Below are 10161 nucleotides of genomic sequence, written 5' to 3' on the forward strand. Positions count from 1 at the left end.
GCGGCCTCGAGATAAAGCTCCATACCTCGGGCCGGCGGGATCCGGAATCGCAAGTCGAAGCCGGCGAACTTGTTGCCGATCTGGACCTGATCGCTGCCGGTGACCTGGCCGAAGGGAAAGATGTCGAGGACCCTGTCGCCAAAGGAGGCATCCGGCGATCCCTCGCCGCCCGACATCGTCGCCAGGTAGAGGCCGAACTCGAAGAAGGAGTTCACCTCCATGCTCCACTTGTAGCCAACCAAATAGGAATTGGGAAAAAACTGCTCGGGCCCGAGGTCGGAATAGAAAAAGCTCAGCTTCTGGGCGCCCATGTATTTGAAGACCCAAGGGAAGAAAAAGGGCTCGTCGTTGGAGATCTTGATCATGTCCAAGCCGCGGGGATTGGCCGACAGCAAGAGCCCGGCGTCCTTGCCCTGGCCGTAGAACAGGTTGTCCCGGCCGACCTCGATCTCGAAATTCTTGATCAGGAACTTCCCGTAGAGGTTGAGGACGTCGAAGCGGTTCTCGTCCTCGGCCGGCCCTTGGCCGATCTGAAAGCGCGGCTTAAACAGCATGGCGAAATAATTGGAGGCCCGAAGCCAATGGTTGGTCTCCAAACCGAGGTTCACGCCCTGGACCAAGCGCCGGCCCTGGCGGTAGTCGAGCATGGGGTTGATGACCGCGTCGATGCCGCCCAGCGGGAGCAGCGGCGGAATCGCCTCCGAAGGGCTGTTGGTCATGGTCAGATCGAGCTCGGCTTTTTCGATCAAGTGGGCCGAAACGGCCGGCTTCTCGCCCGGAAGGGCGTCGAGCTGGACCAGCTCCTCGGCATAATCCCGCTTCAGGCGCGCCAGAATCGTCTCGACATAGTCGACGCTGCCCGGCGAAGCCTTTTCTTTCTTGGTTTGCCAGTAATACATCGCCTCCTTGGTCAAGCGGGCGATCTCACGGCGCGAGAAGGGCTTTTGCCCCATGACGATCTTCTTGATCAAGCCATGGGCCACGAGTTTATCGATGTCGCGGTAAACCGGATCGAGTGTCGAAACGTTGACCGAGGCTTGGGGCCAGGCCACCGCCGGAGCAAGCAGCAGGGGCAGGATCAGCAAGGGGAAGAATCGGCGGAGTAGGGTCATGGCCGGGCTTTAATCAGCAGCGCCGGCATAGTCAACAAATGTCATCCTTCGCTCGGGATGACGGCGCCTCTATATCCGTTGAGGAAGCGGCGTGTTTTTGAACTTCTTGACCAGCTTGGAATAGGCCTTGAACGGCGCCCCCTCTTCCCGGAACGGGTCGCGGAACAGCCGCAAAATCTCGCGCTTGGTGAATTTGCCCTGGACCATGGCGTGATAGAGGAGCTCGCCCAGCATATAGCCGAGGGCGTGGGTGACTCCGAAGAAAAGCTCATGCCTTTTGAAGAGAGCCTCGGGATTGGCCACCGGAACGCCCTTTTTCTCCAGCTTCTTGGCCTCGAGGACGGTGTGGGCGACTTCCAGCTCGAAGGTCCGGTCGCGCGGCACCCGCACATTTTTGAAATAGCCGATCAAGCTCTCGAAGTCCTCGACCCGCATGCATTTGCGCTTCTGGTTGATGATCTTGGAGCCGAAGAAGCCGATCGCCTCGTGGAGGGCATTGGCGTAGAAGGCGTCCCCGGCGCTGCGCGGGAACTCGTCGCCCGCGACCAAATGCCGAATGAAGTGGCTGGCCTCCTCGGCCGCGTGGTTCATCGAGACGTTGGCCAAATAAACCCATTTGTGCTTCGGGATGTAGTAGCTCTCCGACAATTGGACTTGGCGCCGGATCATCCGCTTCTCCTGCGGACTGAAATCGGGGTCTTCCTTCAGCCTTTCGAGGAAGCTGAGATCGCCGCAGGTGAAAACCTCGACCTCGTCCTTGGCCTTGGGCAGCTTCAGGCCGAGGAACTTGGCGATGCGTTCGGACAGGTCGAGGAAGCTGTGCTTCGGATCCTGATAGTCGATCTCGCCCTCTTCGTTCTCCAGCCAATTGAGGTAGGACTGCTGCCACACGATGGGCGGGGTGTTCATCAGGCAAAAGCTCTTGCCATCGAGGCGAACGAGCTCGATCTTGTCCTCGAGGTGATCCTCGGCCAGCTGCCAGTAAATCTTTTCCGAATTCTGATAGATGAACAGCTCTTTGCGGGGGTTGTAGCCCTTTCCCGCCGCTTCCCGCACTTGGTGCGGCAGGTTCTCGGGGGCGATGTGCAAGTCGCCGACGAAGACGAACTTCTTGAAGCCAGGGTTGAGGGCGTCGATCTCGGCCAAGGTCTTGGCCATCGCCTCGTCCCGTTTCCGTAAGCCGGCGCCCAAGGGAGCCGACTCGATGCCGTAAACATCGATCTGGTAATACTTGGCGAAATCGAAGATCGGCTCGAAGTTCTCCCACAGGTCGAAATAGAAATGCTTGCGCAGGTTGATGAGCTTCAAGAAGCTGCGCAGCGAGAGCTGACCTCGCAGGAATTTGTCGGCATGGACTTGGTGCCGCTTCTGGAGGAACTCGAGGCAAATGACGAAACGGTCGGTCTGAACCACCAGCATCTTGAGAAGCCGCAGCAAAGCCCGCTGGGACTGGCGGTTGGTATGGTAGTCGCCGAGGTAAATCCATTCGGCGGCGGCCAAGGCCTTTTTTAAGTCCTCGACGTCGGCCAGGGATTCGAAATTCCGGACGTGCTTGAGGTAATTCTGCTCGTATTTCGCGAAGCCCTGCTCGCTGACCAGGATCGATTCGTCGATGATCTTTTGATTTTTGCGAAATATCTGTTTTTGGATGCGGATCAGCTCTTCGCGGGGTGACAAAGCCGTCATGGCAGCATTAAAGCACAAAGGCTAAATAAGTAAAGAAATCAATGATTTCCATCATTACTGGCGGCCGACGCCCAATTCCCGGCCAAAACGGTAGGTGAAGCCGGCCTCGGCCAGCCACTGGTTTTCGTCGTCGCCGGCGACGAAGTTGAAGTTCCGCACCCCTTCCCAGCCGAAGCCGAAGCGCGCGGTCAGGTGAGAGTCGAAGTCATGGCGCAGCCCGACCGCGGCTCGAAAGCGGGTTTCGGCCGGCCGATCGACGGCCGTTCGCCGCGCCGCCACCCCGTTGGTGTCGTAATCGACGTCAAAGAGGTCGCCGCTCCGCCAGGCATAGCGAATTCCAAAATCGATCAGGGTGCTGGGACTGAAGTCGTAGCGAAGCATCGCCCGAAGAAGCTGGGCATCGGGCCCCAGCGAGCTGAACAGGAAGTTGTTCTCGGTCAGGCCCGAGGTGAAGATCGGGTGGCGGCCGAAGCGAGGCGAAAGCCGGCGGTATTCGATCCGAAGATCCAAGGTCCCGCTGCGAGTGGCCCGGGGCAAGTAGACGCCGGCCATCCAGGAGAGATCGTCGCGGAACAAGACCGTGAAGTCGCGGTCGAAGTCCTCGAAATTCAGCTCGGCGTAGACCTGCATCCCGCGGAATTGGGGAATGCTGCCGATGACCTCGATATCGAAGTTGCGGTTGGAGGATGCCTGGTCATGGCTGCCGACGCCCCAGAACTCGCCGATGACGTCGCCGAAGCTCAAGTCCGGCGCCCCGTCGCCTCCGAGGATGAGAGTTTGGCTGATGCCCAGCTCGAGATAGGGCGAGCCGCGCATCGAATTCTTGTAGGCCACCAGCCAGGGGTCCTCGAAATGCTGCTCCGGCCCCAGGTTGGCGACGACCAGGCTCCACTGGTGCTGGCCCAGCTTCTTGAAGACGAAGGGATATTGGAAGGGGCTGATCGAGGATAGCTTGATGAAATCGAGGGGCCGGGTGTTGTTGGCAAAGGCGATTCCGCCTTCGAGCGAGGGACCCCAATTGACCGAATCGCGGCCGATCTGGAGGTCGAGCTTGCGCCAGGTGAAGCGCCCGCTCAGCCGTTGGACGAAAACTTGGTTTTCCTCGGGCTGGCCGTCCTTGGCCACCTGAACTTGAAACCGGGGCTCAGCTTGAACCGCGAAATACTTGCCCAGCCGGAACCAATGAGTGGTTTCGATGCCGAGGTTGGCGCCATTGACGAAGTGGCGGCCGGCCCGGTTCTCGACCAGCGGCCGGCTCTTGCCTTGGATGCCGCCGAAGCCGTTGTCGGCCGGCATCAGCAGCGGGTCTTGGTCGAGGTAGACGAAGTTCCAGCGGAGCTCGTCGATGATTTGACCCTGGACCGCCGGCACCCGGCCTTCGAGGGCGCCGAGCTGGATCAATTCGTCGCGGTAATCGGCCTTAAGCCGCTTCAGGATCTTGTCGACGTAGACCTTGTCCTTGAGCCGCTTGCCGCTTTCCTCGAAGGAGGATTCTTCCTCGCGAAAACGGGCGGCGAAATCCGGGTAATTCTTCATCGCCTCGGCGATGAGCCGGGCGATCTCGGCCCGCACATAGGGCCGTTGCCCGATCATTTGAGTCTTGATGAGGCCGTGAGCGACCAGCTTGTCGATCCGGCGATAGACCGGTTCCTCGATCGGGACCGTGACCGAGGAGTAAGCCCAGGCGCCGCCCGCGAAGGGCAGCAGAAGAAGCCAAAGGGCCAGGCTTGGCAGAAGATGTCTCACTTCCCCGGAATACCCAGGGACTAATCGCTTGCCAAGCGCTTTGACTTCCGACACAAAGAAATTCCATGCAGCCCAAGACCAAACGGCGGATCGCCAACTACGTCGGCATCCTGCTTTCGGCCTCCTTCCTCTATTTTTGCTTTCGATCGCTGGACGCCGCGGCCTTGAAACGGGCCTTCTTCCTGCCCCATCCAGTCTGGCTCATCGGGGTGGTGGCCCTGAACTTCGTCTTGATGGGCCAAAGAGCCTTGCTCTGGTCGGCGCTGCTCAAGCCGCTGGGGTCCCTCCCCTTCTGGAACCTCTTCGACGTCCTCCATATCGGTTACATGGCCAACAACCTCCTGCCGCTGAAGGTCGGCGAATTTTTTCGCGCTTCCTTCATCGCCAAAAAATGGAACCTGCCCTATGCCCGGGTCCTGACCACCGTCGGCTTGGAGCGCTTCTTCCCGGGATTCACCCTGATCATCTTGCTTTTCTTGGCCGCTTCGGAATTGAAAATTCCCGGCTGGATCATGACCGGCGCCTACGTTCTGGGAGGGGTGCTGCTTGGAGTCCTGGGGATGCTGATCTTCGTCTGGCTGCGAAAGCCCGACTTGAGCAAGTGGGAAAAGCGCCACCGGATCCTCTTCCGGGTCATCGAATTTTTCGATCACATCGGCGAGGCTTCTCAGCCGCTCAAATCTCCCACCAGCTTCCTATGGATGACCTTCCTGGCCTTGGCCGGCTGGGCCATGCAAGTGGTGATGCTGCGCTGGGTCGAGGCGGCTTTCGCGGTTGAAATCAGTTGGCTGGGGTCGCTCTTCGTCCTGGTCGCGATCAATTTCGCCATCTCGCTGCCCAGCGCGCCGGGCAACCTGGGCACCTTCGAGCTGGCCACGGTCCTGGCCTACACTTGGTTGGGTCTCGACAAGGCGACCGCCTTGGGCATCGCCTTCTATTTCCATTTCCTGCAGGTGATCCCGGTGACTTTGGTCGGGCTGTTTTATTATTTTCGCTGGGGCCTGCGGCTCAAGGACATGGAGCGGACCGACGACGAGGCCGGTGACTGTCATCCTGAGCAAAGCGAAGGATCTGCGACTGCCCAAGGCTGAAAATCTACCATCCGCGACCGTGCCCACTTAGCTCGAAGAAAACAAGTATTCGAGGTCTTCCATCTTGAGCTTCTTGCCGAGCGCCGAATCCGAGCCCAGCAGCCCCTTGGCCAAGAAGCGCTTCTTCTCCTGCAAGAGCAGGATCTTCTCCTCCACGCTATTCTTGGTGATCAGCTTATAGGAGAAAACATGCTTGGTCTGGCCGATGCGATGGACCCGGTCGGTGGCCTGGTCCTGGACCGCCGGATTCCACCAGGGATCGTAGTGGATGACGTAGTCGGCTCCGGTCAGGTTAAGGCCGGTGCCGCCGGCGCGGAGGCTGACCAAGAAGACCGGGATATCGGGCTGGGAGTTGAAGCGCCGAATCTTTTCCTCGCGGCGCCGAGTCCGGCCGTCAAGGTATTCGTAGGTGATCTCGGACTCCTCGAGCCACAGCCGCAGCAGAGAGAGCATCTCGACGAACTGGCTGAAGACGAGGATCCGGTGGCCCTCGCTGAGCACTTCGGTGACCAGGTCTTGAAAAGCATCCATCTTTCCCGAAGGCGTGCCGGTCTTCTTGAAGCTCGGACCGAGCAGCTCGGGGTGGCAGCAGACTTGGCGCAGCCGAAGCAGCGCGGTCAGGATCGACACCTGGCTCCGCTCCAGCCCTTTTTCCTCGATGTCGTTGAAAACCTGGCGCCGGCAAGCCGCCAGAACTTCCTGATAAAGCCTCTGCTGCTCATGGGTCATTTCACAGTAATGGACCACTTCGGTCTTGGGCGGCAGCTCCTTGGCGACCTCGTCCTTGAGCCGGCGAAGGACGAAAGGGAAAATCCGGCGGCGAAGACGTTCCATCTGCTCGCTGTTTTGCTCGTTCTCGACCGGCTGCTGGTACTTGCGCTTGAAGTGCGGGTAGCTCGACAAGAAGCCGGGCATGAGGAAGTCGAAAATCGACCAAAGCTCGGAAAGGTGGTTCTCGAGCGGAGTGCCGCTCAGGGCCCAGCGTTGCTCGGACTGGAGCTCCTTGACCAGCAGCGCCGTCTTGCTTTTGAAGTTTTTGATATTCTGGGCCTCGTCAAGAATGACGGTGCGCCATTTCTGGGCCGAAAGGACCTCGACGTCGCGGCGGAACAAGGCATAGCTGGTCAAAACAATGTCGGCTTCCGGGATCTGCGAGTAGAGATGCTTGCGGTCGGGGCCGCTTAAAATGAGGGTCTTGAGCCCGGGCGTGAATTTCGCCGCCTCGCTGGCCCAGTTGAAGACCACCGAAGTCGGAGCCAAAACCAGGTTGGGCATCGAGCCGTAGCGATCGCGCCGATCTTGAAGGTAGGCCAAAGCCTGGACGGTTTTTCCCAATCCCATGTCGTCGGCCAAGATGCCATGGAGGCGGTGGTCGTGCAGGAAATGCAGCCAATCGTAGCCATGGTGCTGGTAATCACGCAGCACCGGCCGAAGGGCTTCCGGCAATTCCCGGCGTGGAATTTCGCCCTCATGGCGCAAGGCGTGAATCATCGCCCCGAAATCCTGGCGCTTGCTCCAATCGACCTTGAGGGTTTCGTCGAGGTAAGCGGCGTGATAACCCGAAACCTTGAGCCGGCCGCCGGCATCGATCTCGGCCTCGATTTCGGCCAGCTTCTCCTCGAGCCGCTGCAAATCCTCGGCTTGAACCCGGGCGAAGCCCTTGCCCGGAATCTGGAGATAGCGTTTGCCCTCGGCGACCAAGGCCTGAACCACCTCGTAAGGCACCTCGATACCGTCGACCTCGAAGCTCAAGTCGATCTCCAGCCAATCGATCCCGCTGGAAGCCGCTCGAGCCTTGATTTGGCCGCCACCCAGGTCGCCGGCCAATCGGAAATGGGAAAGCTCGCCATCGAGGGCGATCTGGCTCTGCCGCTCCAAGGCAGGCAAGGTCTCGGCGACGAAATCCAAGGCTTTCTCGCCGCCGTTTTCAAAGCGATGGGCCCCGACCCGGTGAAACCCCTGGTCGAGATATTTTTGGAGGACCTCTTTCTCGAAAGCCATGTCGCGGCGGATCAGGGTCTTTTTTCCGCCCTCCTCGACCTCGACCATGGCTTCGATGTCCTGTTCGTGGGGCGCGACCCGATGGCCGGAATATTCAAATTGGATGTCGAGGATCAGCTTGTCGGCGGCCCGATCTTCCTTGAGGTTGAAATGAGGGGTCGGCGTGCCTTCGATCATTTCGGGCAAGCTGAAGCCTTCAGGCAGGATCATCTGCGGTTTCCGGGCCAAGGACGGCAGGTAGTCTTGGAGGAAGTCGGCGGCCTCCGTCCCGGTGAGCAATAGTTCGCCGTCGGCGTTGAAATCTCCCAAGATGGATCCCAAGGCCGAGGGTTTGATCGGATAGAGCGTTTCGCCGACCAGGGCCCACATCCGGGGGCCATCGAAGACGGTGGCGGCGGCAAATGCAATCTCCTTCAAGGTTTCCCCGTCTTGAAAGGAAGCTTGAAGCCGGACGTGGGAACGGCTCTGCTCGAGCAGCTCGACCAGAGGGAGCAAGGCCTGCTCCGAGAACTTCACGATCTTTCCGCTGTGCAGAAATTCGACATGGGAAAACTTGGCGAGCTTGGAAATAAAAAAGGCGACGTGTTTCCGAGGCACGATGAATTGGTTGTCGGCCGAATTCAAATTGGCGAAGCGGAGCAAGTTTTGGGCGAAGCGTCGGTGATCGGGATCGAGCTCGCTTTGGGGGGTGCCGTGCCGATGCAGTCCCAGCGCGTGAATGCCGAAGCGCTCGAAGCGGGTGATGGATTCGTCGCCGAGGAAAGCCTTGATGGCGAGGGCATTCTGCCGCGGCAGGAAGTCGATGCCGTAAGCCAGTTGAAGATAGTGCTCGTCCCCCTCTTCTTTTCGGATGGCCCGGGAGAGCTTGTTGAGCACGTCGGAATGTCTGGGATCCTGGTCCTTCATCGGAATCGCCCATCCTAGTGGAAGGATTGGGAAATTGCTAGAGGGGGTGAGTGATTTTTGGACGGGTGACGGATGCCTGAATCGAAATTTGGACGTTGTTTCGAACACCGGCCGGTTGCTCTTGCTAAGTTATTGATATTATTTGATATTTATGACATTTCCTGGCATGATCCCTGCATCAGTTGAGGGCATGGTCAGAAAATCTTACCTCGCTGCTCTCCTTTCTCTATCCCTTCCGGCGTGTTTGGCGATGCCGCCGCCGGAGGAATTATTTCAATCTCGAGCCAACATCGCTCCGCGAGCGGCGAGCGAAGAAGACGGAAAGCTGGAAATTTGGATTCCCTATGTCGGTCAAGGCGACGGAACCTTGGTCGTCTTACCCAACGGAAAAAATCTGCTCATCGATGCCGGCCCGCCGGGCGCCGGGAAAAACTATCTTTTGCCGTTGCTGGCCGAGCTGAAGATTCAGACTATCAACGCCTTGGTGGTCAGCCATTACGACTTAGATCACATCGGAGGGGTGTCGGAAATTCCCTTGGGCTTAGACGGGCTTCCGAACACTGCCGATGATGTGAATGTGCTTGCGGTTTATGATCGCGGCGGTGAGCCTTGGGATAGCAGCCCGGGATATGGAAAATATCTGGAGAGTTTGGATGACTGGAAGATTCCCCGACGAACTCTGTCGGCGGGTGATTCTTTGTTGCTGGACTCAGCAGTGAGCATCCGTTGCGTCGTGTCCAACGGCATTGTCGGCGACGGCAGCTCGGCACCGGAAGTGGTGGACATAAGTCCGGCGACATACGCAGGAAGGGAGAATGCGGCTTCGGTTGGCTTGCTGATCGAATTTGGAGACTTTCGTTATTTGACGGCCGGGGATTTAACGGGCGGCGGGATGGCGGATGGGTTTTTAACGCCGGATGTGGAGACGCCGTTGGCGGAGTTGGTTGGGGAAGTGGATGCGGTGCATGTGAATCATCATGGGAGTGGGAGCTCTTCGAATGAGGAGTTTGTTAAAATTGGTGCGCAAATGGTTTTCATTCAAGCAGGAAAAGATAACCCGTATCACCATCCAACAAACGAAGTACTTCAGAAATGGGCGGATTTAGGGTCGGAAATTTATTCCACGGCGGATGGTGATGGGTTCGCACTAGAAAGCAAAGACAGGAGCATTTCGGTCCAACTGCTAGAACTCCAACTATCTCCAAGATTAGATTGAACTCAATTCTAAAGCTTAAAGTGGTAAGCGCAACTTGCGCACTGAATTTCTTCTTGCGTTTTTTCCTTATGGGTAATTACCATTCACATTATTCGATTAATCTCCGGGTAAGAATTAATTTTCAAATTATCCGGTGGCCCATCCGTAAAGGACCATCAGACAATTTAATTCAAGCATCTAAGAGGTGTTTAATACCTAGCTTTCGCTTGGCAGGGCCCTACTTTGTCTAATGGGAGGGTATCAGATGGGATCAAAACTTACACATCCATATACCTTTTTACTTGTTCTCTTAATATTTTTTTCGGCTTGTGGTGACAATACTATTGATGGCCCTGGATCGGAGAGCGAAGTGGAACCCGAAACCCTAGGTGAAACTGAAGACGGCCTTAGTTATAAGACTGCA

The 10161-nt window shown here is 57.8% G+C and carries 6 protein-coding genes; 2 read left to right on the forward strand and 4 right to left on the reverse strand.

Translation table 11 applies throughout. The features are described 5' to 3' along the window. The 3 genes from VJR29_03460 to VJR29_03470 all read right to left on the reverse strand — a co-directional run. Window positions 1–1112: capsule assembly Wzi family protein (locus tag VJR29_03460; GenBank protein HKY62453.1), on the reverse strand; the 1112-nt coding region annotated here is incomplete at its 3' end. A gap of 69 nt (window positions 1113–1181) precedes the next feature. Then, on the reverse strand, window positions 1182–2798 hold the full coding sequence (locus VJR29_03465; protein HKY62454.1) for a ChaN family lipoprotein: 1617 nt from the start codon (window positions 2796–2798) through the stop codon (window positions 1182–1184). Window positions 2799–2852: 54 nt separating this feature from the next. Then, window positions 2853–4544 (reverse strand): capsule assembly Wzi family protein, encoded by a 1692-nt coding sequence (locus VJR29_03470; protein ID HKY62455.1) that lies wholly within the window; start codon window positions 4542–4544, stop codon window positions 2853–2855. A gap of 65 nt (window positions 4545–4609) precedes the next feature. Here VJR29_03470 and VJR29_03475 point away from each other — a divergent pair, with 65 nt between their 5' ends. Then, window positions 4610–5635 carry a lysylphosphatidylglycerol synthase transmembrane domain-containing protein gene (locus VJR29_03475; protein HKY62456.1) on the forward strand — a complete coding sequence of 342 codons (1026 nt, stop codon included), beginning with the start codon at window positions 4610–4612 and terminating at the stop codon, window positions 5633–5635. A 27-nt stretch (window positions 5636–5662) separates the two neighbouring features. On the opposite strand, the gene VJR29_03480 is transcribed toward VJR29_03475, so the two are convergent. Next, a complete protein-coding gene (locus VJR29_03480) occupies window positions 5663–8542 on the reverse strand; it encodes an SNF2-related protein (protein HKY62457.1) in 2880 nt (959 codons plus the stop codon). A 151-nt stretch (window positions 8543–8693) separates the two neighbouring features. Between VJR29_03480 and VJR29_03485 the strand changes: the two genes are divergently transcribed. Beyond that, window positions 8694–9758 carry an MBL fold metallo-hydrolase gene (locus tag VJR29_03485; protein HKY62458.1) on the forward strand — a complete coding sequence of 355 codons (1065 nt, stop codon included), beginning with the start codon at window positions 8694–8696 and terminating at the stop codon, window positions 9756–9758. Window positions 9759–10161 lie beyond the last annotated feature (403 nt).

The organism is bacterium, assembly GCA_035281585.1.
Taxonomy (GTDB): domain Bacteria; phylum UBA10199; class UBA10199; order DSSB01; family DSSB01; genus DATEDP01.

What these genes read in the sequence shown, in the direction of transcription:
- VJR29_03465 (HKY62454.1), bottom strand. Translation starts at nt 2,798, where the DNA reads ATGACGGCTTTGTCACCCCGCGAAGAGCTGATCCGCATCCAAAAACAG.
- VJR29_03475 (HKY62456.1), top strand. Translation starts at nt 4,610, where the DNA reads ATGCAGCCCAAGACCAAACGGCGGATCGCCAACTACGTCGGCATCCTG.
- VJR29_03480 (HKY62457.1), bottom strand. Translation starts at nt 8,542, where the DNA reads ATGAAGGACCAGGATCCCAGACATTCCGACGTGCTCAACAAGCTCTCC.
- VJR29_03485 (HKY62458.1), top strand. Translation starts at nt 8,694, where the DNA reads ATGACATTTCCTGGCATGATCCCTGCATCAGTTGAGGGCATGGTCAGA.